The sequence below is a fragment of the Arsenicicoccus piscis genome (assembly GCF_022568835.1).
Lineage (GTDB): Bacteria > Actinomycetota > Actinomycetes > Actinomycetales > Dermatophilaceae > Arsenicicoccus > Arsenicicoccus piscis.
The window spans coordinates 133,405-159,591 of sequence record NZ_JAKZHV010000009.1; the positions used below are offsets into that span (position 1 = coordinate 133,405).

Below are 26,187 nucleotides of genomic sequence, written 5' to 3' on the forward strand. Positions count from 1 at the left end.
ATGCCGAGCGATGCCGAGGGCGGCGCGGCGCTGTCGAGCGCGCCACTGATAGCGTGGGACACGTGCCAGAGGTGGAGCCGAGGTGGCCACGCGGGCGCCTCGCGAGCGGGCAAAGGAGCCAGCCATGACCAGGAACAACTCCGACGGTGAGACCCCCGGGACCTGCCAGGTGGTGGTGGGGTTCGACGGTTCCGACCATTCCTACCGAGCGCTGGACTGGGCGGCCGACTGGGCCCTGGAGCGGGGCAGCAGCCTCGAGGTGATCATGGCTCAGGAGGTGCTGGCCACCGCGCCGCACGAGCTGGGCTGGGGCGGCGACATCGACGACCTGATCGGCAAGGCCACCGAAGACATCCTGGATCACGCGAAGGCCCGCTGCGCCGAGCGCTTCCCCTCCTTGCCGGTGACGACCCGCGCCCAGTGGGGCAACCCCGCCGCGGCGCTGCTCGAGGCCTCCGAGCAGGCCGAGATCGTGGTGCTCGGGACCCGGGGGCAGGGAGGCTGGCGCGGGCTGCTGCTCGGCTCGGTCTCGCTGGCGGTGGCGGCGCACGCCCAGTGCCCGGTGATCGTGGTGCCACGGCCGCGCACCGAGGAGGAGACCGCCGAGGCGGCCGAGGGCACCGACGGTGCCGCGAACCAGCTGATCGTCGACGCCGTCCTCGGGACGGACGGGCGTCGTGGCGTGGTGGTGGGGGTGGACGACTCCGCGGACGCGGCACGAGCCGTCGAGTTCGCGTACCACGAGGCGGCGGCCCGCGGGGTCCCGCTCACCCTCCTGCACGCCTGGACTCTCGACTTCCACGGCGGGGTGGTCCCCACCGAGGAGGGCAGCGAGGCCTTCACCCGTATGCGCGCCAAGCAGGACGCGCTGCTGGAGCGGGCGCTGGGGGAGCTGGGCGCTCAGGGGTCTCCGGCGGCTCAGGGGGCGCAGGGCAGCGGTCGGCAGGGGCAGGCCGAGGTCGAGGTCAGGCGGTCCATCGTGCGCGGCACGCCAGGTCGGGTGCTCGCGGCAGCCTCCCAGGCCGCCGAGCTGGTCGTGGTGGGCAGCCGCGGCCGGGGTGGCTTCCGCGGGATGCTGCTGGGCTCGACCAGCCGTGAGGTGATGGCCCGGTCGGCCTGCCCGGTCGGCATCGTCCGCCGCGGCAGCGACCACAAGGCCTAGCCGCCGGCCAAGCCAGCCGGTGCCGGCTGGAGCGAGCAGGCGCACGCTGGCTCACGCAGGGGGTCTACGGGATCGCTGACCCCTGCGTCGTCCACAGGCGCAGGACCGAGGCCACGCGCCCCGGCGTCGGTCGGCTACAACGGTGGGACCACGCCACCGATCCGAGGAGCGAGATGACCTCCGCGACCCACGCCTCGCGCCGCCGCGCCGTGCTGCCGCCCTTCGACCAGCCCTTCGCCGACGAGTGCCTCGCCTGCTTCGTCTACCGCGTGCTCGCGGTCCACGGGTGCGACGGGGGACTGCGCTGGACGATGCGCTGGCGGGACGCCCGGGCTCCCCGGGCCACGGCGCTCGCGTCACGGCTGGCGAGCGCGTCGGCGACGTGCGACTGCCGGGTGGTGTTCACGGCCTACCGGGTGGTGGCCCGGCTCCGCGAGCTGCACGGCGGGTCACCGGCGACGCTGCCGCCGTGCCAGCGGGTGCGGCAGGGGTCGGCCCACCCGTGCAGCCACTGGGAGCGCACCCGCGGAGGCACGGACTGACGCGCCCCACGGGCTGCGACACGAGGTGCCACAGCCCGCGGGGCGGTCGGGACGAGCTACGTGCTACTTGCGGCTGGTCACCGCGTTGAGGGCGTCCACGATGCCGTGGCCGTACCAGCCGTTGACCTCCGTCGTGCCCTCGCACTTGGCGGTGTAGGCGTCCGGACGGTCCGGGTAGTCGTAGACCGGCGCCGGGCACGGGGTGGGCACGGCGGTCTTCTCGAGGATCTTCTGCGTCTGCTTCGGCGCGAGGTCCAGTCCTCCGGTCTTCGGGGCCGGGTGGCCCCAGCGCGACACGATCAGGGCCGCGACACCGGTGGCGTGCGGGGCGGCCATCGAGGTGCCCTGGAGGTACTGGTAGTAGGCGCACTCGCCGCCGGTGCAGTCGCGGATGACGGCAGCCGTCTTCGGAGCGCCCGTGGCTGGGTCGATGAGCCCGTCGGCGAGCAGGACGTTCTTCGGGACGGTCGAGAGGATGAGGTTCTGGTACTGACCGTACTGCGGCGTGCCGTAGAAGTCGCGGAAGTACCCGCCGGGCGCGGCGACCGTGACCTGCTCGGTGCCGTAGCTCGAGTAGTCGGCCTTGAGCTTGCTCGGGCCGACCGACGAGATCGACATGACGTTGGTGCCCTCCGTGGGCAGGCTGACGCACGAGTTGTCGATGGTGCGGTCGTAGGCCGCGTCCTCGGGGTAGTCAGGCGAGCTGCCGTCGAAGGTCGGGTTGTTGAGGTCGGTGTTCTGGTTGCCGGCCGCGGCGATGAGCGCGATGCCGCGGCTGGAGGCGTACTTCAGCGCACGGTTGGTGGCGGCGATGATGGTCTGCTGCTGGGCCTGCGCCTCCGGCGAGTCGGCCGGATTGTTGGCGCAGTTGTAGAGCCACGGGTCGATGTAGTAGCTCATGTTGACCACGTCGATGCCGGTGTCGGCGGCGTAGGTGAGCGCGTCGACGGTGGGCTTGAGGAAGAAGAAGCCCGAGTCCTGGCCGACGCGCAGGTTCACGATCTCGGCGTTCGGGGCGACGCCGGCCATGCCGCGCCCGTTGACCGCCGCCGCGATGGTGCCCGCGACATGGGTGCCGTGGCCGCCCTCGTCCACGGTGGCCGGGTCGTTGCACGACTTGTCGGGCTCGTCCTCGCACGGGCCGTCGATGTCCGGCATGTCGACCGTGAAGTTGCGGCTCAGCTCTCGGTTGACGTTGGCTCGCAGGTCGGGGTGGTCGGCGTCCACGCCGGTGTCCATGACACCGACCCGGGCACCGCGCCCCGTCGCGATCTGGTGTGCGGCCTCGGTGCGGATCATCCGCATGTCCCACTGGTAGCCCGCGAGCGGCTCGCCGGACGTGGGCACGGCGGGCTTGGGCACACCCTTGGTGTTGCCGACGGCGCGGTCGGTGAGGGCCTTCTCGACGTCCTTGTTCTTGGCGCGCGCGGCCGCAGCATCGGGTGAGCGCCCGATGACCCGGTCACGGGCGACGCCCTGGATGGCGCCCGAGCCCATGGCGTCGGCGCTGAACGCGCCGGCCTTCGTCGAGACGTCGTAGAGCCCGATGGCGACGTTGGCGCTGCTCACCGTGCCGCCGGCACGAGCGATGGCGGCGCGGGCCGCGGAGTCGGACACGCCATCCTTCGCAAGCACGAGCAGCTGTCGCTCCGGGGTGGTGGTGTCGGCACTGGCGGTCGGAAGGGTGCTGGCCAGCCCGCCGCACAGGGCGACGAGGGCTGCTCCGGAGACCGTGATGGCGGTCCTGCGCATGAGCTTCTCCTTGGTGTGGGACGACGATGTCCCAACGGGGGATGGGTGGCGTCAGGATAAGCGCATTCTCAGGTGTTGTCTGCAGGGGGTGGGGTGCCAGTCGCCCCTCGTTGCGCTGTCGGGTCGCCGCCCTATCGGCCCGGGCGTGGCTAGGCTGGCCACCGTGACGGAGCGAGCCCGGGCATGACCCGAACGGCAGAGATCTGCGCCCACCGCGGTGAGTCGTGGGGGCACCTGGAGAACACGCTGGCGGCCTTCCAGGCGGCCATCGACGGCGGTGCCACCTGTGTGGAGCTGGACGTGCGGGTGACCGCCGACGGCGTCCCGGTCGTCGTGCACGACCAGACCCTCGCCCGGATCTGGGGCGTCCCGCGGCGGGTCGACGAGCTCGGCTGGGAGCAGGTCGCAGCCCTGCGCAGCGCAGGTGAGCGGATCCCGTCGTTGGCGGAGGCGCTGGACCTGTTCGTCGACGGCCGCTCGGACGTGCTGATCGACGTGACGACCGCCGCCATCGCCGACCTCGCGTTCACCGTCGTCCGTGAGCACCCGGCGCGCGCTCACACCCGGTGGTGCGGGGCGACCGAGGCGATGCGTGCGGTGCGGGCGCTCGACCCGGACGCCACGGTCTACCTCGCGGCGGAGGGGGTCGGCGACGCCGAGCTGGAGCAGCAGGTGGCCGAGCTGCGCCCGACCTACCTCAACAGCCCCGGCGACGAGCTGGTGCCCGCCGACGTGGCGCGCTGCCACGCGCTCGGCCTCAAGCTGTCGGTGTGGACCATCGACGACGCCGGCGCGATGCAGCTGCTCATCGCGCTCGGCGCCGACTCGATCACCACCAACCGGATGGGCCTGCTGCGTCGGGTCAACGAGCTGGCCGCCGCGGACCACCCCGCCGATCCCGTAGACCCCTCGCTGACCAGAGCGCGCGACGTCGCACTCGCGCTGGCCGGCTTCGCGGTCCGTCGAGCGGCTGCCGGCCCGGGTCGGATCGACGCGAAGCCGGCCGCCCGTGCTGGTGACGACGAGGTGGTGACCGACGTCGACGTGGACATCGAGACGCGGGTGCGCGAGGTGATCGGTGCGGCGTTCCCCGAGCACGCCGTCGTGGGGGAGGAGGCGGGTGGCGAGCCCGCGGAGTGGACCTGGTTCTGCGACCCCGTCGATGGGACGACGAACTTCGCTGCGGGACTGGGGATCTCGGCGTTTTCGTTGTGCCTCGTGCACAACGGCGCCCCTGTGGTCGGCGTCGTCGCGAACCTCCTGACGGGCGAGATCGTCGACGCCGTCGCCGGTGGGGGAGTGCGGGTGGCGGGTCTCCCGTGGACCCGGCTCGACGCGCGCCTGGATGGTGGTGTGGTCCTCACCGAGCTGGCCGGGCTGCGTCGGTGGCCCGGCCAGGCGGAGCTGGAGGACGCGGCCGCCGAGGCCGGGGCCTGCGTCCGGGTCCTCGGGTCCGGGACGTGGTCGACGACCCAGGCCGCGCTCGGCCGCGCTGCGGTGTGCGTCATCGACGCCTTCCACAGCCTCGACCACGGCGCGGCGGCGCTCGTGGCCGCCGAGCTGGGGTGCTGGCACGGGGCGCTCGACACCGGCGCCAGCGTCCCGGCGGACGGTCCGCCGCCCGGCGGGGTGTCGACCGGCGGGACGCCGACCGACGGCACCAGGCGGCTGCCCGAGAGGCGACCGTTCGCCGTCGGGTCGTCCGAGCACGTCGCGCACCTCACCCGCCGACTGCGCAACCCCAAGGAATCCCGTTGAGCCGCCACGAGATCGACATCGCCTCGCTGCCACCCGGTGGTGCCTACCGACTGCTGACCGCCTCGGTCGTGCCGCGCCCGATCGCGTGGGTCAGCTCGCGCTCCGCGACGGGCGTCGACAACCTCGCGCCGCACTCGTTCTTCACCGTCGTGAGCGCCGACCCGCCGATGGTGTCGTTCACCTCCGTCGGTCGCAAGAACACGCTCGACAACGTCGAGGCCACCAGGGAGTTCGTCGTCAACGTCGCGTCTGAGCCGATGTTCGAGGTCATCAACGCCACCAGCACCGACTACCCACCCGACGTCAGCGAGTTCGACGCCGAGGGGGTCGAGCGTGAGGCCTCCGTGACGGTGGCACCGCCGCGCGTCGCTGACTCGCCCGTGGCGCTGGAATGCGTTCTGCACCAAGTGATCCCGATGGGGGACTGCCACCTGGTCATCGGTGAGGTCAAGCACGTGGCGGTTTCCGAGTCGGTCGCCCGGGTGCTGGAGGGCGGCCGCATCCACCCCGAGATCGAGGCGCTGGCACCGCTGTCGCGGCTCGGGCGCGACCAGTGGGGGCTGCTCGGCGAGATCCGCCGGATCCGGCGAGTTCCCTTCAGCGAGAAGCGCACAGCACGATGAACCCACGGTCCTGAACGACGATCCTGGCCCTGCCGAACGCCCTCCGAGCCGCCTCCAGGTAGGGCAGGTGCGTGTTGTAGACGCACCACAGCTCGCCCCCGTCGCGCAGGACCCGATGGCTCTGCTGGATGAGCTGGAGCGTGGCTGTCGAGTCTTTGGCCGCGCCGACGTGGAACGGCGGGTTGGTGACCACCAGGCCGGCCGACCGGTCCGGCAGCGAGTCGATCCCATCGGCGAGCAGCACCGTCACGCGGCCGTCAAGTCCGTTGCGCCGCAATGTCTCTGCCGTGGACGCGACCGCCGCACGGGACACGTCCACAGCGGTCACGGTCCGTCCCTGACGGGCCAGGACGGCGGCGAGCACGCCGTTGCCGCTGCCGACGTCCACCGCGTCGCCGGCCCGCCAGTCCGAGGCGGTCGAGAGCAGCAACCGGGTCCCGGCGTCCAGCCGCGCGCCGGCGAAGGTCGATCCGTGCGCCACCAGCTCGAGACCTGTGCTCGGCTCGACGAGAGCCTGCGGTCCACGGCGGGGCAGCGGGGGGTCTACGGGATGGGAGGCGTGCAGCGCGCGACACTTGCCGACCCCACGGCTGGCGTGCACCTGGGTGAAGTGACGTGCCAGCACGTCGTTCTGGCGCGGCGTCATGTGCTTGTTGCGGCCGGCGCACACCACACGCACCCCCGGGTTGCACCAGGCGGCGACCCGCTCGACGTAGTCCGCGAGGCCGCCGAGCGACGGTGGCAGCACCAGCAGCACCAGGTCCACGCCCGCCAGCGTCTCGGGGGTGAGCTCGATGCTCGGGCCCACGTCGCACCGGTCCCGGTAGACCGTGGCGTGCGGCCAGCGCTCGGCGCACCGCTCCAGCAGGGCGGGGGAGCCGTCGATGACGAGGACCGAGCGGGCGTCGTCCGGCGCCTCGGCGAGCAGCAGCCGCTCGACCGGACCGAGCTCGGGCGACGTCTCCATGGCGGTCAACGTAGCAGCCGACGCAGGACCGGCGGTCGAGACAACCCGGCCGTGGGCTGGCAGCATGGGGCCATGGCAACCGAGGGGATGGGCCGATGACGGACTCGGACCGGATCGTCGAGTCGATCGAGATCGAGCGCGCGCCGGAGGCGGTCTGGGAGCTCGTGTCGCAACCGGGCTGGTTCGTCAACGACGACGCGCTGCGCGAGCACACCGTCCGGTGGCACGACGACCGCTCGGTCACGGTGACCGACCCGGTGCACGGATCGTTCACCTTCCTGCTGGTGCGCAGCGACGAGCCGCGGGTGATCGAGTGGCGCGGCTGGTCCGGTGGGGACCTCGGTGCGGAGCCGTCCTCCACGGTGACCTTCTCAATCGACCCGGTGCCCGGGGGCAGTCGGCTGCAGGTCGTCGAGTCCGGCCTGGACGCGCTGGCGCTCAGCGCGGACGCTCTGCGGGCGCACGTCGAGGAGAACACCCGGGCCTGGCAGCTCGAGCTGCGCCTCGCCAAGGAGCACGTCGAGACGGCCAACCCCGCCGGGCCGCGCCCGTGCGTGTGGCGCCCCGCGGCGGTCCTGTGGGACATGGACGGCACGATCACCGACAGCGAGCCGCTGTGGAGCCTCGCGCGGGTGTCGTTGGCCGCCGAGCACGGCGTCGACTGGGTCGAGCCGGAGCCGTCCGCCTTCGCCGGCAAGCCGATGCCGCACACTGCAGAGACGTTGCGAGACAGGGGAGTAGAGCTCCCGCTCGACGAGATCCCCGACCGTCTCGTCGCCATGGTGTCGTCGGTCCTCGACGACGACGACCCGGACTGGCGCCCTGGCGCGCGCGAGCTGCTGGCCGAGGTGATCGAGGCCGGCATCCCCGTCGCGCTGGTCACCCAGGCGTTCACGGGCGTGGCCATGCGGGTGGCGAGACGCGCTCATGGCCAAGGTTTCTCGGTCGTCGTCGCAGGTGACGACGTGACCCACGCCAAGCCGCACCCGCAGCCCTACCTGCTGGCCTGCCAGCGTCTCGGAGTCGACCCCTCGCAGTGTCTGGCCATCGAGGACTCCGAGACGGGCACCAGCTCGGCCGTCGCCGCGGGCATCACCACCATCGTCGTCCCGCACGGAGCGCCGATCGCCCCGGGACCCGGCCGCGTCATCATCGACACGCTCGCCGGTGTGCACCTGGCGGACCTGCCCCGCCTCGTCGGGCGCGACTGAGCCTGGCCGGCGGGACCGGCGGGACCGGGCAAGACCAGACCAAGACCAGAGCAGGACCAGAGAGGGTAGCCACCATGACGACCGGGCCAACCATCCGCGAAGCCTTGCGGTCCGAGCTCACTCGAGCCATGAAGTCCCGTGACAGCGTGCGGGTCTCGGCGTGCCGCTCGGCGATGTCGTTGCTGGACAACGCTTCTGCGGTGCCGCTCGACGAGTCCCGGCACCGCGCAGGGGCGGTCGAGCAGTCGGCGGTGGGTGTCGGCGCGGCCGACGGGGCACGCCGCGAGCTCACCGAGGACCAGCTGCGCCGGTTGGTGGCCGACGAGATCGTGACGCTGCGCGCCGAGGCCGACACCTTGCGGGCGCTGGACGGTGCGGCCGGCAGCGCCCGCGCCGACGAGGTCTACGCGCAGGCCGAGGTGCTGGCCGAGGTCCTCGCACAGACCAACGACGTCACCCGATGACGACGCTCGCCTCGGCGGTGTTCATCAAGAACGTGAACGACTCCTGCAGGTAGAGCTCGACGCTCTCGGCGTCGTGCGACAGGTAGCCGATCGACAGGTCCTGACCGAGCCGCAGCTCGTAGTCGCCACCCCGCTCGGACACCAGCAGCGCGCCGTCCAGCGCGGCCGCCCAGACGATCCGTCCGTCGTGCATGATCCGCCGCACGTGCTCGTAGACCGGGTACCCGTGGTCGGCGGTCTCGGCGACGGCGGTCCAGACGTCGGCCGACAGCAGCAGGGCATACGGCCCGTCGACTCCCGCGAGGCGCAGCTCGCTGAGCGCCTTGGCGACGGCGTCGGGGTAGTCCTTGACCTCCGGCGGCAGGGACACGTGTGCGTTGGATCTGCCGGGCACGATGCCCGTGATGGTGGTGCCGGCCACGCCGCGGAAGACCGTCCGGTCCTCGGCGGTGGCGATCTGGGTGGCGGCCTGCTTCACCGCCGACCAGTCCGAGTCGGTCGAGCCGCGGTCGACGTCGTCGACGGCGGCTCGGCTCACCCGGAAGGACGCCCGAAGCTCGATGACCGGGCGGACCTGACGCTGGGAGGCGCTGACCCCGTCGGTGGGGGACTCGATGGACTCCAGGTGTCCGGTGCCCACCGCCGACAAGGTGCTGCCGGCGGCCTCGGGCACGTCGACGACCCGTCGGGCGGCGGCGCGCTCGGAGAAGGTCCGCCGCGCCTCGTCCTCGATCTGGTCCCAGGCTGCGTCGGCGATGGGGGCCAGCTGGCGGTGCAGGTTGTTCATGACTGATCGACCTTTCCGTTGGTGGGGGAGCTGAGCCGTCCGATGCCGAGCGAGCCGTCGGGATGACCATCCGCCGAACCCGAGCCCGACGTGGAACTCGTTGTCGCAGAACGGTCTACGGGACCTTGGGGGACTGGATCGTCCAGGAAGTCCTCGTTGGGCACGAAGAAGAGCGCGCCGGTCACGGCGGTGGAGAAGTCGAGGATCCGGTCGTGGTTACCCGGCGGCACACCGATGAACATGTTGCGCAGCATCTGCTCGGTGACGGCGGGTCCTTGGCGTAGCCGATGAAGTAGGTCCCGAAGTCGTCGTCACCGATGCTGCCGAACGGCAGGTTGTCCCGCACGATCTGCAGCTGGTTGCCGTCGGCGTCGTGGATGGTGTTGAGCGCGACGTGGGAGTTGGAGGGCTTGACGTCGTCGGGCATCTCGATGTTCTCGAGCTTGCTGCGTCCGATGGCCTTCTCCTGGTCCTCGACGGAGAGCGCGCCCCAGGCACCGAGGTCATGCTGGTAGCGCTGGACGATGACATAGCTGCCGCCCGCGTAGGCCGGGTCCTCGTCGCCGATCGTCACCGTGTCGACCGCCCGCCGACCCTCCGGGTTCTCGCTGCCGTCGACGAACCCGAGCAGGTCGCGGTCGTCGAAGAACATGAAGCCGTGCACCTCGTCGACGACCTTCACGTGCCCCTCGAGGCTCAGCACGATCTGCCGGGCCAGCTCGAAGCACATGTCGACGTGCTCGGCCCGCAGGTGGAGCAGCAGGTCCCCCGGCGTGGACACGGCCGTTTGCGTCGCGCCCACGATCGGCTCCAGCGGGTGTAGACCCTTGGGCCGGGGCAGGTCGTACATCCGGTCCCACAGCCGCGCCCCGATCCCGACGACACAGATCAGGTTGTCGGCGGGGAGGCGGAACGACACCGAGCGGGCGAGGCTGGAGACGCCCTGAAGAGCCTCGCGCACCGCGTCCTCACTGCCCGGGTTCACCGTCCTCGACGGGGGAGACCTGACCTTCGGGTCGGCGCCCGCGCCGCCAGATCCGGCCAAGGAGATCCGTTTGTTCCTGGTCAAGCTCTACATCGGGGTGGGCCGCTACCGAAGCGGCGAGCGCGTCGCGGCGAACGCGCACGTCCGGACGTATGCGGCGACGAGTCTGGCGTGGACCTTGCGCCTGCGGCTCGGCGCGACTCCGTCCTCGAACCCCTACGATCCGCTGCGTCGCCTCGAGGTGAGCCTGCCTGGCGTGGGGAACCGGCTTGCTGACCTGCTGGACGCCGACCTCGAGGCGTGCGCGCGGGGGATGCTCGGCCTGGCCCGCACCGCGCTCGAACCGGACTGGCCAGACTTTCCCACCGACGCCGCCAACCTCCTCGAGACCCGTTTGGGCTGGTCGCGATGCAAAGACCGGACGGCGTTCATGCCGAGATCTGCCTCATCATGATTGATGATGAGGCTTTTGTCTGATCAATGGCTCGCGCCGTTTCACGGAGTGCCAGTCGGGCCCTCGGTCCGAGTTGGTGGGTTTTTGTTTCCGCGTAGAACGGGGGGCTGGATCACATAAGTAGGCCCTATGCCGGGTGTTGAGGATCCAGGCCACACGCCCGTGCGGGTAGATCCCTTGAGCGCCACTTTGATCCGGCAACAGCTTCCGTGCGCTGCGACTCTCACGGAGTTTGGATGGGGGAGCGTGGGAGATGCCAGTGGGTGCGAATTGGCAGCGGTTCGCGTCACTGGCCCCCGGCGGTCAACGTGGAGGTCGGTGATGAATGGCGTCGCCGTCGACGCCGCACAGGCTGGCCCGAACGGCGCTGCCCCAGGACAGCCGCGGCCAAGGCGAGGACGAAGCCGACGGTCTGTTGGAGGGTCAGCGTCTCGCCGAGAAGGAGCCACCCCAAGAGGGCGGCGGTGACGGGGCTGAGGGGGCCAAGCAGGGATGTGGAGGCGGCGGGCAGGCTGCGGGCAGCGTGGAACCACAGGGCGTAGGCGAGGGCGCCTCCAACGATGCTGAGCCACGCGTAGCCGAGCACGGCTCGTGCGCTGAGGACTAGCTGACCGTCATCGAAGAGAGGGATGAGTGGAAGGATCATCAACCCTCCCATCAGGAGTTGCCAGGCGGTGGACCCCAGGCCGGTCAGGCCCGAGGTCGGCCCCCAGGCGCGGGTCAGGGTCACTCCCAGCGCCATTGACGCCGTCCCGGCAGTTGCGGCGAGGATGCCGACGGGGTCGACCGCCTGGGTGCCGGGGGCAAGTGTCATCGCGACCCCGAGGACCGCGACCAGGGCCCAGAGCAGCTGTCGGACCGGTGTCCTCTCGCGGAAGAACGACCACGCGGCAACGGCCACGATGAACGGCTGGGCCGCCCCCACCACCGCAGCCAAGCCACCAGGCAGGCGGTAGGCCGCTACGAAGAGGAGCGGGAAGAAGGCACCGATGTTGAGCAGCGACAGCACCATTATCCGATCCCATTGGCGCGGCCATTCCGGGGCGACCAGCAGGAGGATGAGGCCAGCGGGGACAGCCCGTAGCGCGGCTGCCGTCATCGGCCGGTCCGGGGGCAGCAGCTCGGTGGTGACTGCGTACGTCGTTCCCCACGTCACCGGTGCCACTGCGCCCAAGAGAGTCAGCGTGGTCTTGGATGTTGCTTCCATGGAAGAGAGATTACTTCCTTGGAAGGGATTATGCTAGGGGCATGAACGACGCGGACCGGGTGGACCAGATTCAGCGCGAGTGGCAGCGTGAGCGACCCGATGTGGACGTGACCCCGCAGGGCGTGATCGGCCGGCTGCACCGACTCGCTCGGGCGCTGACGGTAGAGCTGGAACAGGTATACGCGGCCCACGGCCTAGCCGAGATCGACTTCGACATCCTCTGCACGCTGCGCCGAGCCGGCGCTCCGTATGCCCGGCGCCCGGCCGACCTGGCACGCTCGACCATGGTGACGACGGGTGGGATCAGCAAGCGACTGGATCGACTCCAGGCCGACGGCCTGGTCGAGCGCACCAAGCCCAACGGGGGAGACGGGCGAGCGACCGAAGTGCGCCTAACCGCCGAAGGCAGGCGCCGCATCGACGCTGCGTTCACCGACCACATGCTCAACGAGCGACGCCTTCTCGACCAGCTCCCAGCAACGGACCAGCAGGCACTAGAGCGCGGCCTTCGCGCCTGGCTCAGTCACCACGACGCGACCTGAGGCCCGGGCACTACAGCGCGTCAGAGCAAATAGGTGGACACCCGGCAAGTCGGGGGCTGACCCGTGAAGGGTGGTGTCGAGCAGGAGGGGGCCAGGGCAGCGGTCCTTTCGTTACTGGACAGGCTGCGTATCAAGTTCGGGCGTATTGAGGGCAGACAACGTCCGATTCGCGGCATGAGCGCGCGGGCTGCGTACACCCGCAGGGCCGCAGTAGCGGTCATAGGCCGGGAGGACGAACTCCGCGAAGGAAGCCAGCTTGCACGCGCCCACCGGCCGCATCGAGGACAGCCCGGCCAGCCTTCAGAAGGTCATCCGTATCGTGGCTGCCCGCTGCCCAGGCCACCAGGCCGAACTCATCCGGCCCGACCAATAGCTCTCGAAATAACCACTTGCCGGTTCCGAGCCACCGTCTGCGAATCAACAAGGCGAGTTCGGCCGCTTCCCGCCAAACCGTTGCCTTGAGCGTGAAGCGTTCACCGGGATCGGCGACGTCCACCAAGTCGTCTAGCACGGCGGACAAGCTGTACGCCCGAACGCCAAGTTCCGCGGGGTCCGGATCCGCCGGGCCGTGATCGAGCACCCGACGAGAACCGTCGATCAGGTCACGAGCGGCTCGTCCACCGGTGAGTGCAATCCCTTCGCCGATCAACTTGTCGAGCACAGGTCGACGTCCTTCGCGTCCCTTGATGAGCCAGCTCTGTAGCGCATCGCGGCCGTAGACGAAGACCTCGACCAACTGGCCTTCGTAATCCGTGGTCTCGACGAACGAATCTGCTTTCCACTGCTCTGGAAGGACGACCAAGATGTCGAGATCGGAACTCTCCGTAGCGCGGCCAGTCGCGGCACTGCCGCCGAGGAACGAGGCCTCGGCGATCGGAAAGCGTTCCTCGACGAAGCGTTGGGCTCGAGCCCGAAAGTCCACCATGCAGCCATTCTCGGACATCCGCCCATCGGCAGCGGCGCTTCGACGTCAGCGCGATCTGATTGCGCGGCCTGCGTAACGGGCCCACAGTTCGGCGGCTTCTAGGGCGCGCAGCACCACATCAGGTATCGACGATCGCGCCGCTGCTTATGCCGGAGTCGGCGACCGCCATCCGGCGAATGCCTCGGCTGCACTGGCCGACGCTTGGGTCGATGGCGCAGCCTGCGCCGCCGTCGGGCCTACCAGCACCATAGCGCTCACCCCCAAACATGCGACTGCTTCGATTTCCTTCTCGTCTCTGTTTCCCCTGGCGTGACCAGCCGCCCCTGGGACGGGAACGCGCCCATCATGCACCGCAGCGAATGACCGCAGCCGCGGATCGAACCACGCGCAGCTCAGAGGCGTCCGGATGCAGGGATGGACATGCCGCCCGCCCTCGTCGCCGCCCGGCCGCTGGACGGCGTCCACGACATCGTCGGGGTGTTGAACGCGCTGGGACATCGGCACAGACTTAGCACCTCGCGGGCACTGGTCCAGAGCGACGTCCCGCTGTCGGTGCCGCAGCTGCGGGTGCGCGTGTCCCGACCGGCGACCGTGCTCGACCATCTCGGGACACTAAGGTCCGCCGGCTTCGTGGAAATGCTCGGCCAGGGCCGGGCAGCCAAGTGGCGCGTCGTGCCGGGCAGCCTCGACAAGGCGGCTACGCTGACCGCAACCGACCCGCACTGACGGTGGGCTGACCCACCGGATTCCGTTGGCTCTCAGCGCTGCACGGCATCGAGGTCGGCCTTCGTCAGGAGCGACACTGTCGCGAGCTCGATCTCGCCGAGCGTGTTCTTCCGGGGCTCGGACCGGTCAATCGCGCAGACGACGGTGTGCACCGTCGCTCCGAGCTCGCGCAACGCCACGGCTGCGTTCCGCACCGCGCCACCGGTGGTGACGATGTCCTCGATTAGCGTGACGGTCTTGCCGATGAAGTCGCCCCCTTCGGCCAGCCTGCACGTGCCGTAGGTCTTGGCCTCCTTGCGGACGAAAACCGTGGGGAGGTCGGTGAGCGAGCTGACCACGGTCGCGATCGGGACACCACCCAGCTCAAGGCCGCCCAACACCTCGGTGTCGGCCGGCAACAACGGAACCATGGCTTCGGCTACGCGGCGCAGGAGGGCCGGGTCACCCTCGAAGCGGTACTTGTCGAAGTACTCGTCCGTGATCGTGCCGCTTCGTAGCGTGAAGGTGCCGCGGATCCGGCAGGCAGCGTCGACGTCGGCAGCGAGGTCTTCCAGCTCGTGGGTCATGGGTGGATCGTCCCATCCTTGCAGAGGTGTCACTGCGGTCGAGCGGGTCTGCCGCGATGTTCGATGTGCGTCGACCCTAGGGCGTGTTGCTAAACCGCCCTCTGGCTGGCTGTTCGGCGAGTCTTGAACGCGTGTCGCGTAATGTGATCTCTGATGAGGCCTGGGCTGTGATCGGCCCGTTGTTCCCGAAGGTGAAGTCGACGGGTCGGCCTCCGGTGGATCGTCGCACGGTGGTGGAGGCGACGGCGTGGCGGTTCCGGACGGGTGCGCCGTGGCGGGACGTCCCGGAGCGGTTCGGGAACTGGAACACGATCTACAAGAACTTCAATCGGTGGGCCGAGCAGGGCGTCTGGGCGCGACTGCTGGAGCAGGTGCAGTCCCTCGCACAGCGGTCTGGGGACTTGGACTGGGTCACGTCCATCGACTCCACGATCGTGCGCGTGCATCAGCACGGGGCGACCCTTCCGCGCGCCACAGGGGGCTCAGTCGAACTACAAGAAGTTCGGGCAGGAGCCGACTGATCACGCGATCGGCCGCTCCCGCGGCGGGTTGACGACGAAGAACCACTTGGTCTGCGACGGGAAGGGTCGTGCTCTCGCGTTCATCCTGACGCCCGGGCAGGCGGCCGACACCGGCATGCTGGCCGCGACGCTGACCGAGATCCGTGTCCCGGGCGCGCGCGGCCGGCCGCGGTCTCGACCGGACCGGGTGCTCGCTGACAAGGGCTACCCGTCGAAGGCGAACCGTGCCTGGCTGCGCCGACAAGGGATCGCATCGACGATCCCCGAACGTGACGACCAGATCGCGCACCGCCGGAAGAAGTCCGGCCGCCCGATCGACTTCGGCGACCAGCAGCGCGAGCGCTATAAGGGACGCAACGTCGTCGAGCGGTGCTTCAACAAGCTCAAGCAATGGCGCGGGATCGCCACCCGATCAGACAAGCTCGCCCGGAACTACCACGCCGGTCTCTGCCTCGCCGCAACCCTCCACTGGCTCAGCAGCAGCGATCACTGAGCATCGACGTCGACTGCTTCGCCCTCGCTCACACGCTTCAATCGCGCCAAGTGGTAACGCCACCCCTCATCGTGTTCCGCAGGCAACGAGTTCGGGGTCCGAGCGCGGGAGAATCCTGACTCGGTGAGCGTGACCAAGGTCGTCTGTCCGTGCGTGGCGAGCTCGATCACGACCTCGAGAGGGTGATCCCAGCCCTGCGCGGTCCAACTGAATCCGAGAACGTGCGGCTCGTCGCATCGCGTGACGCTCCCCGTCGCGCTTACGTGCCGGCCTTCCTCGATCCAGGTTTCGACGAGCGGAGAGCCGACAGCGGCATCGAAACGCATCTCAGGCCACCATGCGCCTCGCGCAGTCGTCAGGAATCGCCAGACAACCTCGACGGAGGCATCAACGTCCGCCACCACCGTCACGGAATCACGAAGCACACAACCAAGCTATCGCTCCGGCAGGAGCCTTTAGCAACACGCCCTAGGCGGGCCGGGGCGGCCGTGAAACTCGGGCAATAACCTCGTCCGAGAACTCCACCCGAAGCGGCAATTCGGCCAGGGCGCCAGCCTGTATGGGAACTCCCATAGCCTGCGCCTGGCGTGCTAGCGAAGACCAATGTCCTCGCTCCATGTCCTGCTCGGTCAAGTCACCTGTGGCACCGTCTGGGCCAACGACCATCCTCGCCACCGACTCCAAGTCAGCGAGGCTGGCCGTTGGCCACTTCTCGGTCGACCCCCAACCTCGATCGGTGATGAGAGGTATCCGGCTGCCGCTCTCGAACTCCAGCAGCAGTTCACATGAGACGTCCACCTGTGAGCTGCCCGGATCGCCGAGATTCACTGCTGTCACCAGGTTCATCATCGCTGGCCCCTCACTCCTCTTGTTCGTGGGACGTGCGTCCCGGACCGCTTCGCGACCACCCTGGCTCGGAGATCTTGGCTACGACCGACGATGATGCCTAAGGCTAAGGCGCGCGGCCTCGTCGACGGCGCGCGCCGACGTCGGGTCCACCTCCCCCGCCATTCCGAGGTCGAGCAACTCCTCGACGGCCGCCTCCGCGCGCGACCGGACCACGAGCCCCGGCTCCCATGGGCAGCGGAAGGACAAATCCGGATCCGTGGCGCGGCAGGGCTTCACCGCTGCACGCGAGTTCGGCGGGAGCCGCCCGCTACCATGGGGCCATGCGCCCGCCGCTCAGCGCCGACGACGTCCGGATCGTCCCCGCCACCGCCGACCGCGCCGAGGACGCCTGCGCCGCCGTCAGCCCCGGCTGCTGGTGCATCATTCCGCGGTTCCCTCCGCGGCTGCAGCCCGACGGCCGCGAGGCCAAGTTCCGCGAACTGCTCGCGGGCGACGTCCCGCCCGGGCTCATCGCCTACATCGACGGCGAAGTCGCCGGGTGGCTCGGCCTCGGGCCGTTGGACTTGCTCCCCACCGTCCGCGACTCCAAGCGCCTCACCCAAGTCGACGACGCCCCCGCCTGGACCATCGTCTGCTTCCGCATCCAACGCAAGCACCAGGGCCGCGGGCTCGCGCGGCTGCTGCTGCGCGCCGCCGTCGACTACGTCCGCGCAACCGGCGCGCCGATCATCCAGGCCTACCCCGCCGACACCTCCGATGGCCGCATGAACTCCACCGCCGCGTACGTGGGGACAACGAGCCTGTTCGAGTCCGAAGGGTTCGAGCGCATCACCGAGACCGTCTCGACGGCGGGGGGCCACGCGCGCTGGTTGATGCGGCTGGCGTTGGGGTGACCCGGGAGCAGCCCCGCAGCTCTTCGAGGAAGTACAGCAGTTGACCGGACACAGTGCGCCGGCCCGCCGCAAGTCCGAGCTTACTCACCAGGCCGCCCACTAGTCACGGTGGGTTCGCGCGCCCACGTTGCGTGGAGCGACCTAATGGGTGGCCAACCGTGGGGACGTGCATGGGGCCTGGCCTAACTGACGGATACCCCAGCCTCCAACCGGTCCGCCACGGCCTCCCACGCCTCAACGAACGGCCCGTACGCCGTCTTAACCTCGATCCACCGATGGGCTGACTGGGGAAGTCGCGTCCGGCGGTGGTAGTCGATGTGATGGCGTGGGCGCGTGAGGTCCGCCGGTCTGCCCGGCTTTTCCACTGGGATTCCTGCTCGTAGGGACTGGGTCTGGTGGTCAGATCGGTGTGGTCGCCCGGCGCGGAAGGAGGGCGTCGTAGAGCGCGGGCCAGGCCGTCTGCCATGGCCAGCTCTGGGGCAGGTGTAGGCGTAGGCGCCGGGCGGAGCAGGCGATCCGTGCCGGGATGTTGATGAGCTTGCGGCGGATCGTGGCGGTGGTCGCTCGCGCCAGCGTGCTGTTCTTGGTCAGGGTGGCGGCGGCGCGGGTGAGGTTGAAGGCCATCACCGCGCAGGTGAGCCAGAGGGCGTTGGCGTTGAACACTCCGGAGGGCATGTGCGCCAGCGCGGAGGCCTTCAGGTCGGCGTGGACGTTCTCGATGATCGCGTGGGCCCGGTGGACCTTGTCGGCGACCACGGTGTCGCGCTCGGCGTGCGGGGTGGTGGTGAAGAAGGCGTGGAAGCGCCAGGTGTCGAACAGCGTGGCCTGCCCATGGTCCTTCTTCGGGTTCAGGTCTGGGATGCGTCGCACCACCAGCCGGCCCGGGACCTGGCCGGTCTTCTTGGAGGTGAAGGCAGTGAAGTCGATCTCGGCGACCTCGGCCCGCGAGGTCCACTGACCGGCTTCCTCGTCGTAGATCGCGTCGGTGTACTTGATCGCCCTCCAGGCATCATCGGTGATGGCGGCGATGGCGCGTTTGACGGCCGGGTCCATGCGCACGGTGATCGAGACATGGGCGCCGGTCTTCAACGCGGCGGCGACCAGGGCGTGGGAGTAGAACGCCGAGTCCGCGCGCACCAGCACCGCCCGCCGGGCCAAGTGAGTGCGCCGCAGGAAGGCCAGGGCGTCAGTGGCCAGGCGGATCGCTCCGCGCGGGGAGCCTGCCGAGCCCTTGCGCAGCCGCTGGGCGGCGATCACCGGGGCGGTCTGCTCGGTGCTGACGGTGGCCAGCAGCGCGTTCAGCCCCCGCACTCCGGAGTAGCCGAAGGATGCTCCCTGCTTCTGGTAGCCGTGGACCTCCACGATGGTGTCGTCGATGTCCACCATCACCGTCCCGCCCTCGTCCTCCCGCCCTAGGCCGTGTTGATCAAGAGTCTGAGACCGGATACGGCCAGGAATCCCATCCGTCAAGACCCGATCAGTCGGCGGGTTCCCACTGGGCGCGATCGAGCGCCAGCGCAGCGCGAGCGGCAGCGTCGGCTTCGCTCTTCGGAGCGCCCGCTTCCTGGTGCGCCCGCGACCACTCTTCAGACCCGCGTCTAGCGAACTCGGCACCTTCTTCTGACCCCATGATGCGGCTGACGGCATCGAGGTCAGCACGCGGATCGTCGAGATGAAGCGCGAGCCCCAGGAGCCCCGCGTCCCACCCGCCACCGCCGGCAGCAGGACCGTACTCGCGCCAGTGGTCGTTGCTCTCTCCAAAGTGACGCACGGTGAGCGCGGCTGCCCCGGTGCCATGTCCTTCGATCGACGCGGTGACGCGAGAGACCTCGCCCTCGTACTCCCACGTTATCGTCAACGCGCGCGGCGCCTCGCACGTCTCGATCGTGCCGACCGTGCCACTGTCCAAAAGGCGATACCGACCACCCCGGCGCAGGTCTCCGGTCAGGGGCTCGAACCAGCGCGCCAGGCGGTCGGGATTCGTGCACGCGTCCCACAGGTCGTCAGGGGTCGTCGGGAAGGTCTGGGTCAGGGTGATCACGTTCCGCTCGTCGTCGAACTCGACGTGACGAAGAACCTCGTTGATCTGACTGGCGATGTTCACTGCTGGCTTCCTTTCGACTCATAGCGACGGTCACGCTGACCGCGCGCGATCTCGGTGCCCAGCGCCGAGAGCGAACCGCCCCACAGCTGCCGCAGCCGGTCCGCCCACTCGCCGATGGCCTCGACACCGTCGCGGTCCAGGCTGTAGATGCGACGCGATCCCTCGACGCGCGAACGTACGAGCCCGGCCTCGCGCAGCACGCGAAGATGTCGAGACGCTGCGGGCTGACTCACTCCGAACTCTTCACGAACTACGGCGCTCAGCTCGCCGGCCGTACGATCACCCTCGGCAAGCTGCTCCACCATCCGCAGACGAGTGGCGTCCCCCAGGGCACCGAAATGATTCACAGATCCGTTATATAACGAAAAACGGAATCAATCAACCATGCTTGTGATTCGAGGGGAGTATCCGAGAAACGGTGTAAGTGGCTCCATCGCCCGCAAGGGCAGGAGGAGTCATGATGACCGAGACAACCACCACCAGCAGCAGTGCGGAGGCCGTGGAGTCGGCCAGACTGGAGACTGTGACCCCAAACCCACCACCACCGCAGGATGAGCCGGCCGAGCTGGACAAGGCTCAGCGTGAAGCCGTCGCGCAGATGGTGCGCCAGGCCAAGGACGCCGGTATCGCCCTGACCGGCCCCGACGGCCTCCTCAAGACCCTCACGGCGCAGATCGTCGAAGCAGCCCTCGACGAAGAACTCAACGAGCACCTGGGCTATGACAAGCATGATCCCGTCGGTCGCGGGTCGGGCAACTCCCGCAACGGCACCCGCTCGAAGACGGTGATCACCGACAACGTCGGTGCCGTCAACATCCGGGTGCCGCGGGATCGCAATGGCACGTTCGAGCCACAGTTGGTCACCAAGCGCCAACGCCGGTTGTCGGACATGGACGCCATGGTGCTGTCGCTGTTCGCGAAGGGCCTGACGACTGGGGAGATCGCTGCCCACTTCGCGGAGGTCTACGGGACCTCGGTGTCGAAGGACACGATCAGCCGGATCACCGACCGCGTCGTCGACGAGATGAACACGTGGATGGCCCGCCCGTTGGAGCCGATCTACGCGGCGGTCTTCATCGACGCGATCGTGGTCAAGGTCAGGGATGGGCAGGTCCGTAACCAGCCCTACTACGCCGCGATCGGTGTCGACCTCGACGGGCACAAGGACATTCTGGGGATCTGGCCCGGGCAGGGCGATGGGGAGTCGGCGAAGTTCTGGTTTGCCTGCCTGACCGAGTTGAAGAACCGAGGCGTCAAGGACGTGTTCTTCATGGTCTGCGACGGGTTGAAGGGCCTGCCCGACAGCATCGGGTCCGTGTTCCCCGCCGCGAAGGTCCAGACCTGCATCATCCACCTGCTGCGCAACAGCTTCAGCTATGCCTCGAAGCGGCACTGGCCCGAGATCGCCGCCAACCTCAGGCCCGTTTACGAAGCATCCACCCCGGCCGATGCGGAGCGGGCGTTCGAACAGTTCGCCGAGAAGTGGGGCAAGGCCTACCCCGCGATGATCAGGCTCTGGCGCAACGCCTGGACCGAGTTCATCCCGTTCCTGGACTACGACGTCGAGATCCGCAAAGTCCTCTGTTCCACGAACGCGATCGAGAGTCTCAATGCCAGGTTCCGCAGGGCGGTGAGGGCCCGCGGTCACTTCCCGAACGAGCAGGCCGCGTTGAAGACGCTCTACCTGACCGTGAGATCGTTGGACCCCAAGGGCACCGGCCAGACCCGCTGGGGGATGCGCTGGAAGCCAGCGTTGAACGCGTTCGCCGTCACCTTCGCTGACCGCATGCCCGCGGCCAGCACCCACCAGTAACGAAAATGCCACTTACACCGATAATCGGATAGTCCCGATTCGAGGACGGCTGCAAGCAGGACGGGGCGCCGCTCCTGCTGTGTCGGCTGGCAATCACCGGCGCATCGGGTAGGTCGCGCTGTGTAGGGTGGTGTCGATCTGACAGTTGATCACGGCACCGTCAGCATCGCGGACACCGGTCCGTGCTCAGGCCGGAGGAGGCAGGTCCGTCTTGATCCAGATCAGCGTCGCGGCGAGGCTGACGGCGGCCCGATAGTTGCGGGCGAGCTTGTCGGAGCGCATCGCGATTCCGCGCCACTGCTTGAGTCGGTTGAAGCAACGCTCCACGACGTTGCGGCCCTTGTATCGCCCCTGCTGCTGATCGCCGAAGTCGATCGGTCGGCCCGGCTTCTTGCGGCGGTGCGCGATCTGATCGTTACGTTCCGGGATCGTTGCCGCGATCCTCCGGTCGCGCAGCCAGGCCCGGTTCGCCTTCGATGGATACCCCTTGTCCGCCAGGATGCGGTCGGGACGGGTGCGAGGCCGGCCCTTCCCGGCGCGCGGAACGCGGACATTCTCGAGCACGGCGGTCATCATCGCGGTGTCGTTGATGTTCCCGCTGGTGATCATCATGCCTAGTGGCCGGCCACGGCCGTCGCAGACCAGGTGCAGCTTGGTCGTCAGCCCTCCCCGGGAGCGGCCGATCCCGTGATCAGGCGGCTCGAACCGCGGATTCTTGTGATTCCGCAGAGCCCCCTGTGTCCCGCTTCAGGGTCGCGCCGTGCTGATGAACACGCGCGATGGTCGAGTCGATCGAGACGACCCAGTCGATCTTCCCAGCAGCGTCCGCCTGAGTTGAGTCCCCGATAGTGGTGTAGCGCGGTCGCCGTGATCGTCGCCGGCGTGTACGCCGGACGTAGACGCGGCCACCGCGTGATCCTTCGAGTTCACCTCCTACAGCTCACTCGAACGGAGTCATCACGATGACCGCACCACACATTGTCGACCCTGCACGCCTGCTCGGCGAAGCTCTCGCCGAAGCGTCGCCGGATCTGATGCGCCAGTTGTTGCAGACGATGATCAATGCCCTGCTGTCCGCGGATGCCGATGCTGTCGTGGGCGCTGAGTACGGCCGCCCCAGCCCGGGCCGGACCGCGCAGCGCAACGGCTACCGCCACCGCGACCTGGACACCCGCGTCGGGACCCTCGAGGTGGCGATCCCCAAGCTGCGCAAGGGCACCTACTTCCCCGAGTGGCTCCTCGAGCGCCGCAAGCGTGCCGAGACCGCTCTCATCACCGTCGTGGCCGACTGCTACCTCGCCGGCGTGTCCACGCGGCGGATGGACAAGCTGGTCAAGACCCTCGGCATCGACTCACTGTCCAAGTCGCAGGTCTCAAGGATGGCCGCTGAGCTCGACGAGCACGTCGAGCAGTTCCGCCACCGGCCGTTGGACGCAGCTGGGCCGTTCACGTTCGTCGCCGCGGACGCGTTGACCATGAAGCTCCGCGAAGGCGGGCGGGTGATCAACGCCGTCGTGCTGCTGGCCACCGGCGTGAACGGCGACGGGCACCGCGAGGTCCTCGGTATGCGAGTGGCCACCGCTGAGACCGGCCCAGTCTGGAACGAGTTCTTCGCCGACCTGGTTGCCCGCGGCCTGACCGGGGTCCGTCTGGTCACCAGCGATGCGCACGCCGGCCTGGTCGAGGCGATCGCAGCCAACCTACCCGGAGCCTCGTGGCAGCGCTGCCGCACCCACTACGCCGCCAACCTCATGTCGGTGACCCCGAAGTCGATGTGGCCCGCGGTCAAGGCGATGCTGCACAGCGTGTACGACCAGCCCGACCGACCCGCGGTCCACGCCCAGTTCGACCGACTCCTGGACTACGTCGCCGACAAGCTGCCCGAGGTCCACGACCACCTCGACGGCGCCCGCGCCGACATCTTGGCCTTCACCGGCTTCCCCAAAGACGTGTGGACCCAGATCTGGTCCAACAACCCCGCTGAACGCCTCAACCGCGAGATCCGGCGCCGCACCGACGCCGTCGGGATCTTCCCGACCCGCCCAGCGATCGTGCGGCTCGTCGGAGCCGTCCTGGCCGAGCAGACCGACGAATGGGCCGAAGGCCGCCGCTACCTCGGACTTGAGGCACTCGCCCGCTGCCGCGTCAACATCGTTCCCACCACCCAACCCGAGATCGGAGCCGATGACCTACCAGCCTTGACCGCCTGACCAATCCAGAGGGAGAACGCAGCGCTACACCACTACCCGGGACTTGACCTGTCGCGGTGGCCGCGCAACGCCTGATTCTTCCGCCGCCACGTACGGTTTGACGCCGTTACGACGACGCTCGGTGCTGCGTTTCCGCTGGTCAGAGCTGGGTTCATTCCGGCCAGCGGGGCAGTGGGTCAGCCGCCCGCGATTGATTCCTCCGATGCAATACGCAGACTACGTAGTGACATAATGTAGATTATCGGCGAAACGAGTCGTGCTGGAGACCCCACCCAGGGCGCGCTCGGCGGACCCTCTGACCAGGTGCGCAGGAAATCTCACGTTGCCGCGTTCCGGGAAGGCTGCAACGTGAGATGTCCTGCGCTGACGGCCGCCGGACGGCGTACCCAGCCTCCCAGCGCCCAGCCTCCCGGGCACGCTGTGTCAAGATTGGACAAACATTTGACACCCGGCCTGGCGGGACGCAGGGTGAGGCATGCCCACCGTGACCCGCACCGTCGCCACGACCACCGACGCGACCCGTGTGATGACCTACCTCGCCGACTTCGAGAACGCCACCGAGTGGGACTCGGGGACGGTCTCCTGCGTGCGGATCTCCGGCGACGGCGGCCCCGGCACGCAGTACCGCAACGAGTCCTCCTTCGCCGGCCGCACCGTAGAGCTCATCTACACCGTCGAGGAGCGCACCGACCTGCGCTTCGTGATCGTCGGGCGCAATGCCACCACCACCTCCCGCGACACCATCGTGGTGCGACCTCACGGCGGCGGCGCGCTGGTGATCTACACGGCGGACTTCACGCTGGCGGGGCCCGCGCGCCTGCTCGGCCCGATCATGTCGCTGCTGCTCCAGCGGCTCGCCTCCACGACGGCCGCCACCTTGAAGGCCGCGCTCGACGCGCTGCCCTGAGCGGACCCTGCCGACAGGACCCTGCTGAGAGAACCCTGAGGGTCACGAGGGCATCACCCGTCTGGCTGAACAAAAAAGTTCGCGTTACACCCAAGAAATGTGTGCCAGGGCATACTTTCCCCACTGGATCGTTCAATCCCGGGCTGATCCTTCCGTCCTCCGTGAGGATCCCCCATGAGTGAAGCCAGCCACGCATCGTCGCTGGACGCTGAGCAAGTCGGCTACAAGCAGTCCCTCGGGCGTCGCCACGTCCAGATGATCGCGATCGGCGGCGCCATCGGCACCGGCCTGTTCCTCGGCTCCGCATCGCGCCTGCACAGCACGGGCCCGGCCCTGCTGTTCAGCTACGCCTTCGTCGGCGTCATCGCCTACCTGCTGATGCGAGCCCTCGGGGAGCTCGTGCTGCACCGCGCCACGTCGGGAGCCTTCGTCTCCTACATGCGCGAGTTCTACGGCGAGTTCGCGGCCTACGTCACGGGCTGGATGTACTGGCTGAACTGGGCGCTGACCGGCATCGCCGAGCTGTCCGCCGTCGGCCTCTACGTGCAGTACTGGTGGCCCACCATGCCGACCTGGGCGACGGTGCTGATCGCGCTCGCCGCGGTCCTCGTCATCAACCTGCTCTCGGCCCGCGCGTTCGGCGAGTTCGAGTTCTGGGCCTCGATCGCGAAGGTGTCGGCGATCGTGATCTTCCTCGCCGTCGGCCTCGTGGTCGTCCTCGGCCGGATGGACGTCGGCGGACACCAGGCCGGCTTCCAGAACCTCTGGAGCAACCCGGGCGGCTTCTGGCCCTCGAGCGGCGACTTCAACTGGTACGGCCCGATCCTCGTGATGTCGGGTGTTGTGTTCGCCTACGCCGCCATCGAGATGGTCGGCGTCGCCGCCGGTGAGATGCAGGACGCCGAGACCGAGGTCCCGAAGGCCGTCAACGCCGTCATCATGCGCATCGCGGTGTTCTACTGCGGCTCGATTCTGCTGCTGGTCTCGATGCTGCCGACCAGCGAGTACAAGTCCGGCATCAGCCCCTTCGTCACCGTCTTCGGCCGGATGGGCCTGGACTGGATGGGCAACCTGATCCAGGTGGTCCTGATCATCGCCGCCATGTCCAGCCTCAACTCCGGGCTCTACTCGACCGGTCGCGTGCTGCGCAGCCTCGGTATGGCCAAGCAGGCGCCGCAGTTCACCCTCAAGATGAGCAGCTCTGGCGTCCCCTGGGCGGGCATCGTCATGACCTCGATCGTCTACCTGTTCGGTGCCGTGCTCAACGCCTTCGCCCCGGACGCGTTCGAGATCGCCCTCGAGGCGGCCGCCATCGGCGTGCTCTTCACGTGGGGCACGATCTTCCTCTGCCAGATCCGGTTGCGACAGCTGGTCGACCGCGGCGTCATCCCGAAGAGCCCGTTCCAGATGCCCGGGTCGCCTTACACGAGCTACGTCGGCCTGGCCTTCCTCGTGTTCGTCGTCTTCGGCATGGCCGTCTCCGGCTGGCAGTCCTCCCCCTACTTCTGGCACAAGACCAACTTCATCGTCGTCGTCATCGGCATCCCGCTGATCGCGGTCGCCCTGCTCGTCGGCTGGAAGGTCGTGCGGCCGCTCGTCGTCGCCAACACGGGCGACCGACTCAAGGCCGTGTGGTCCGACAACGGCCCGACCTACGGTGGTGCCACGGTCGGCGCCGGCCCCGACTCCACCCGCGACAGCAGCTCGGTCTGAGCAAGGACGGAAC

25 protein-coding genes and 2 pseudogenes are annotated in these 26,187 nt (G+C 68.9%); 15 read left to right on the forward strand and 12 right to left on the reverse strand.

Translation table 11 applies throughout. From position 1 onward, the window contains the following. Positions 1-124 precede the first annotated feature (124 nt). Both MM440_RS14910 and MM440_RS14915 read left to right on the forward strand, forming a co-directional pair. On the forward strand, positions 125-1,162 hold the full coding sequence (locus MM440_RS14910) for a universal stress protein (RefSeq protein ID WP_241445290.1): 1,038 nt from the start codon (positions 125-127) through the stop codon (positions 1,160-1,162). A 173-nt stretch (positions 1,163-1,335) separates the two neighbouring features. Beyond that, a complete protein-coding gene (locus MM440_RS14915) occupies positions 1,336-1,704 on the forward strand; it encodes a DUF2695 domain-containing protein (RefSeq protein WP_241445291.1) in 369 nt (122 codons plus the stop codon). A 63-nt stretch (positions 1,705-1,767) separates the two neighbouring features. On the opposite strand, the gene MM440_RS14920 is transcribed toward MM440_RS14915, so the two are convergent. Further along, positions 1,768-3,456 carry a S8 family peptidase gene (locus tag MM440_RS14920; protein WP_241445292.1) on the reverse strand — a complete coding sequence of 563 codons (1,689 nt, stop codon included), beginning with the start codon at positions 3,454-3,456 and terminating at the stop codon, positions 1,768-1,770. Positions 3,457-3,639: 183 nt separating this feature from the next. On the opposite strand from MM440_RS14920, the gene MM440_RS14925 reads away from it, so the two are divergent. Together MM440_RS14925 and MM440_RS14930 are read left to right on the forward strand one after the other, a co-directional pair. After that, positions 3,640-5,214 carry an inositol monophosphatase family protein gene (locus tag MM440_RS14925; protein ID WP_241445293.1) on the forward strand — a complete coding sequence of 525 codons (1,575 nt, stop codon included), beginning with the start codon at positions 3,640-3,642 and terminating at the stop codon, positions 5,212-5,214. Further along, positions 5,211-5,837 (forward strand): flavin reductase family protein, encoded by a 627-nt coding sequence (locus tag MM440_RS14930; protein WP_241445295.1) that lies wholly within the window; start codon positions 5,211-5,213, stop codon positions 5,835-5,837. The genes MM440_RS14925 and MM440_RS14930 overlap by 4 nt, the downstream gene beginning before the upstream one ends. Here the strand turns inward: MM440_RS14930 and MM440_RS14935 are convergent. After that, on the reverse strand, positions 5,812-6,804 hold the full coding sequence (locus MM440_RS14935) for a class I SAM-dependent methyltransferase (RefSeq protein WP_241445297.1): 993 nt from the start codon (positions 6,802-6,804) through the stop codon (positions 5,812-5,814). The genes MM440_RS14930 and MM440_RS14935 overlap by 26 nt on opposite strands. Positions 6,805-6,899: 95 nt before the next feature. On the opposite strand from MM440_RS14935, the gene MM440_RS14940 reads away from it, so the two are divergent. Both MM440_RS14940 and MM440_RS14945 read left to right on the forward strand, forming a co-directional pair. Further along, positions 6,900-8,015 (forward strand): HAD-IA family hydrolase, encoded by a 1,116-nt coding sequence (locus MM440_RS14940; protein WP_241445299.1) that lies wholly within the window; start codon positions 6,900-6,902, stop codon positions 8,013-8,015. 74 nt (positions 8,016-8,089) lie between these two features. Further along, positions 8,090-8,479: a hypothetical protein gene (locus MM440_RS14945; protein WP_241445301.1), complete on the forward strand. Its 390-nt coding sequence runs from the start codon at positions 8,090-8,092 to the stop codon at positions 8,477-8,479. On the opposite strand, the gene MM440_RS14950 is transcribed toward MM440_RS14945, so the two are convergent. Both MM440_RS14950 and MM440_RS14960 read right to left on the reverse strand, forming a co-directional pair. Next, complete coding sequence (locus MM440_RS14950) at positions 8,469-9,266, reverse strand: family 1 encapsulin nanocompartment shell protein (protein ID WP_241445302.1); 798 nt, start codon at positions 9,264-9,266, stop codon at positions 8,469-8,471. The genes MM440_RS14945 and MM440_RS14950 overlap by 11 nt on opposite strands. Next, positions 9,263-10,251, reverse strand: a pseudogene (locus MM440_RS14960) (Dyp-type peroxidase). Before MM440_RS14960 ends, MM440_RS14950 begins: the two are co-directional and overlap by 4 nt. A gap of 70 nt (positions 10,252-10,321) precedes the next feature. Between MM440_RS14960 and MM440_RS14965 the strand changes: the two are divergent. Beyond that, on the forward strand, positions 10,322-10,705 hold the full coding sequence (locus MM440_RS14965) for a hypothetical protein (protein ID WP_241445309.1): 384 nt from the start codon (positions 10,322-10,324) through the stop codon (positions 10,703-10,705). Between the two features lie 286 nt (positions 10,706-10,991). On the opposite strand, the gene MM440_RS14970 is transcribed toward MM440_RS14965, so the two are convergent. After that, a complete protein-coding gene (locus MM440_RS14970; RefSeq protein ID WP_241445314.1) occupies positions 10,992-11,912 on the reverse strand; it encodes an EamA family transporter in 921 nt (306 codons plus the stop codon). Between the two features lie 41 nt (positions 11,913-11,953). Here MM440_RS14970 and MM440_RS14975 point away from each other — a divergent pair, with 41 nt between their 5' ends. Next, entirely contained in the window at positions 11,954-12,454 is a 501-nt protein-coding gene (locus MM440_RS14975; RefSeq protein WP_241445317.1) for a MarR family winged helix-turn-helix transcriptional regulator, read from the forward strand. A 217-nt stretch (positions 12,455-12,671) separates the two neighbouring features. Here the strand turns inward: MM440_RS14975 and MM440_RS14980 are convergent, their stop codons facing one another. Continuing rightward, positions 12,672-13,379, reverse strand: a complete 708-nt coding sequence (locus MM440_RS14980) for a nucleotidyltransferase domain-containing protein (protein ID WP_169797206.1) — start codon at positions 13,377-13,379, stop codon at positions 12,672-12,674. A 414-nt stretch (positions 13,380-13,793) separates the two neighbouring features. Between MM440_RS14980 and MM440_RS14985 the strand changes: the two genes are divergently transcribed. After that, on the forward strand, positions 13,794-14,105 hold the full coding sequence (locus tag MM440_RS14985; protein ID WP_241445319.1) for a helix-turn-helix domain-containing protein: 312 nt from the start codon (positions 13,794-13,796) through the stop codon (positions 14,103-14,105). A 32-nt stretch (positions 14,106-14,137) separates the two neighbouring features. On the opposite strand, the gene MM440_RS14990 is transcribed toward MM440_RS14985, so the two are convergent. After that, entirely contained in the window at positions 14,138-14,671 is a 534-nt protein-coding gene (locus tag MM440_RS14990) for an orotate phosphoribosyltransferase (protein ID WP_241445321.1), read from the reverse strand. 131 nt (positions 14,672-14,802) lie between these two features. Here MM440_RS14990 and MM440_RS14995 point away from each other — a divergent pair. Further along, positions 14,803-15,685 (forward strand): annotated as a pseudogene (locus MM440_RS14995) (IS5 family transposase). On the opposite strand, the gene MM440_RS15000 reads toward MM440_RS14995, so the two are convergent. After that, positions 15,679-16,110, reverse strand: a complete 432-nt coding sequence (locus tag MM440_RS15000) for an SRPBCC family protein (RefSeq protein ID WP_241445323.1) — start codon at positions 16,108-16,110, stop codon at positions 15,679-15,681. The pseudogene MM440_RS14995 and the gene MM440_RS15000 overlap by 7 nt on opposite strands. 744 nt (positions 16,111-16,854) lie before the next feature. Here MM440_RS15000 and MM440_RS15005 point away from each other — a divergent pair. After that, positions 16,855-17,427 (forward strand): GNAT family N-acetyltransferase, encoded by a 573-nt coding sequence (locus MM440_RS15005; RefSeq protein WP_241445324.1) that lies wholly within the window; start codon positions 16,855-16,857, stop codon positions 17,425-17,427. Between the two features lie 399 nt (positions 17,428-17,826). Here the strand turns inward: MM440_RS15005 and MM440_RS15010 are convergent, their stop codons facing one another. The 3 genes from MM440_RS15010 to MM440_RS15020 are packed head-to-tail and all read right to left on the reverse strand — an operon-like array spanning position 17,827 to position 19,878. Continuing rightward, a complete protein-coding gene (locus tag MM440_RS15010; RefSeq protein WP_277626740.1) occupies positions 17,827-18,897 on the reverse strand; it encodes an IS1380 family transposase in 1,071 nt (356 codons plus the stop codon). 7 nt (positions 18,898-18,904) lie between these two features. Next, positions 18,905-19,531, reverse strand: a complete 627-nt coding sequence (locus tag MM440_RS15015; protein ID WP_241445325.1) for an SRPBCC domain-containing protein — start codon at positions 19,529-19,531, stop codon at positions 18,905-18,907. After that, positions 19,528-19,878 (reverse strand): ArsR/SmtB family transcription factor, encoded by a 351-nt coding sequence (locus MM440_RS15020; protein ID WP_040561682.1) that lies wholly within the window; start codon positions 19,876-19,878, stop codon positions 19,528-19,530. Before MM440_RS15020 ends, MM440_RS15015 begins: the two co-directional genes overlap by 4 nt. Before the next feature lie 110 nt (positions 19,879-19,988). Between MM440_RS15020 and MM440_RS15025 the strand changes: the two genes are divergently transcribed. Continuing rightward, complete coding sequence (locus MM440_RS15025) at positions 19,989-21,344, forward strand: IS256 family transposase (protein ID WP_277626176.1); 1,356 nt, start codon at positions 19,989-19,991, stop codon at positions 21,342-21,344. Positions 21,345-21,530: 186 nt separating this feature from the next. On the opposite strand, the gene MM440_RS15030 is transcribed toward MM440_RS15025, so the two are convergent. Continuing rightward, entirely contained in the window at positions 21,531-22,073 is a 543-nt protein-coding gene (locus MM440_RS15030) for an IS5 family transposase (protein ID WP_277626776.1), read from the reverse strand. Positions 22,074-22,306: 233 nt separating this feature from the next. On the opposite strand from MM440_RS15030, the gene MM440_RS15035 reads away from it, so the two are divergent. The 3 genes from MM440_RS15035 to MM440_RS15045 all read left to right on the forward strand — a co-directional run bounded on the left by MM440_RS15035 (position 22,307) and on the right by MM440_RS15045 (position 26,174). Next, the gene (locus MM440_RS15035) at positions 22,307-23,554 is read left to right on the forward strand and encodes an IS256 family transposase (RefSeq protein WP_241444549.1); all 1,248 of its coding nucleotides are present in this window, start codon (positions 22,307-22,309) and stop codon (positions 23,552-23,554) included. A 475-nt stretch (positions 23,555-24,029) separates the two neighbouring features. Then, positions 24,030-24,461, forward strand: coding sequence for an SRPBCC family protein (locus tag MM440_RS15040; protein WP_241445326.1), 432 nt, complete (start codon positions 24,030-24,032; stop codon positions 24,459-24,461). Positions 24,462-24,635: 174 nt separating this feature from the next. Further along, complete coding sequence (locus MM440_RS15045; RefSeq protein WP_241445327.1) at positions 24,636-26,174, forward strand: amino acid permease; 1,539 nt, start codon at positions 24,636-24,638, stop codon at positions 26,172-26,174. The last annotated feature ends 13 nt before the right edge of the window (positions 26,175-26,187 follow it).

What these genes read in the sequence shown, in the direction of transcription:
- MM440_RS14910 (WP_241445290.1), top strand. Translation starts at nt 125, where the DNA reads ATGACCAGGAACAACTCCGACGGTGAGACCCCCGGGACCTGCCAGGTG.
- MM440_RS14915 (WP_241445291.1), top strand. Translation starts at nt 1,336, where the DNA reads ATGACCTCCGCGACCCACGCCTCGCGCCGCCGCGCCGTGCTGCCGCCC.
- MM440_RS14920 (WP_241445292.1), bottom strand. Translation starts at nt 3,456, where the DNA reads ATGCGCAGGACCGCCATCACGGTCTCCGGAGCAGCCCTCGTCGCCCTG.
- MM440_RS14925 (WP_241445293.1), top strand. Translation starts at nt 3,640, where the DNA reads ATGACCCGAACGGCAGAGATCTGCGCCCACCGCGGTGAGTCGTGGGGG.
- MM440_RS14935 (WP_241445297.1), bottom strand. Translation starts at nt 6,804, where the DNA reads ATGGAGACGTCGCCCGAGCTCGGTCCGGTCGAGCGGCTGCTGCTCGCC.
- MM440_RS14940 (WP_241445299.1), top strand. Translation starts at nt 6,900, where the DNA reads ATGACGGACTCGGACCGGATCGTCGAGTCGATCGAGATCGAGCGCGCG.
- MM440_RS14945 (WP_241445301.1), top strand. Translation starts at nt 8,090, where the DNA reads ATGACGACCGGGCCAACCATCCGCGAAGCCTTGCGGTCCGAGCTCACT.
- MM440_RS14950 (WP_241445302.1), bottom strand. Translation starts at nt 9,266, where the DNA reads ATGAACAACCTGCACCGCCAGCTGGCCCCCATCGCCGACGCAGCCTGG.
- MM440_RS14970 (WP_241445314.1), bottom strand. Translation starts at nt 11,912, where the DNA reads ATGGAAGCAACATCCAAGACCACGCTGACTCTCTTGGGCGCAGTGGCA.
- MM440_RS14975 (WP_241445317.1), top strand. Translation starts at nt 11,954, where the DNA reads ATGAACGACGCGGACCGGGTGGACCAGATTCAGCGCGAGTGGCAGCGT.
- MM440_RS14980 (WP_169797206.1), bottom strand. Translation starts at nt 13,379, where the DNA reads ATGGTGGACTTTCGGGCTCGAGCCCAACGCTTCGTCGAGGAACGCTTT.
- MM440_RS14985 (WP_241445319.1), top strand. Translation starts at nt 13,794, where the DNA reads ATGGACATGCCGCCCGCCCTCGTCGCCGCCCGGCCGCTGGACGGCGTC.
- MM440_RS14990 (WP_241445321.1), bottom strand. Translation starts at nt 14,671, where the DNA reads ATGACCCACGAGCTGGAAGACCTCGCTGCCGACGTCGACGCTGCCTGC.
- MM440_RS15005 (WP_241445324.1), top strand. Translation starts at nt 16,855, where the DNA reads ATGCGCCCGCCGCTCAGCGCCGACGACGTCCGGATCGTCCCCGCCACC.
- MM440_RS15025 (WP_277626176.1), top strand. Translation starts at nt 19,989, where the DNA reads ATGATGACCGAGACAACCACCACCAGCAGCAGTGCGGAGGCCGTGGAG.
- MM440_RS15035 (WP_241444549.1), top strand. Translation starts at nt 22,307, where the DNA reads ATGACCGCACCACACATTGTCGACCCTGCACGCCTGCTCGGCGAAGCT.
- MM440_RS15040 (WP_241445326.1), top strand. Translation starts at nt 24,030, where the DNA reads ATGCCCACCGTGACCCGCACCGTCGCCACGACCACCGACGCGACCCGT.
- MM440_RS15045 (WP_241445327.1), top strand. Translation starts at nt 24,636, where the DNA reads ATGAGTGAAGCCAGCCACGCATCGTCGCTGGACGCTGAGCAAGTCGGC.